Genomic DNA, 259 nt, shown 5'->3' with positions numbered 1-259 from the left:
CCCACATAGCGGGGACGTTGAGGGAGGGGATCCACCGATCGAAGTCGGTGAGGACGACCGTGTTGACGGAGTTGGTGGCGATCGCCTCGGAGTACGCCTTCGACAGGAGCGAATCACGATAGGGCCCGGTCAACAGATTCGTGCCGAGCTCGACCCCCTTATACGCGGAGTAGGTGACGTCGCCGTCGACGTTGAGCAGCAGGGCGTCTTCGTATCCGGCCTCCTGCACCAGGCGCGTGAAGTAGTCGCCGTACCGTCC

The 259-nt window shown here is 63.3% G+C and carries 1 pseudogene; it reads right to left on the bottom strand.

The features are described from left to right. Positions 1 to 259 (bottom strand): annotated as a pseudogene (locus SB717_RS37375) (hypothetical protein); the annotation flags it as partial.

The organism is Priestia sp. SIMBA_032 (genome assembly GCF_046535215.1).
Lineage (GTDB): Bacteria > Bacillota > Bacilli > Bacillales > Bacillaceae_H > Priestia > Priestia aryabhattai.
The sequence above is the reverse complement of the archived record's forward strand: the minus strand, read 5'-3'. Positions and strand labels throughout refer to the sequence as shown.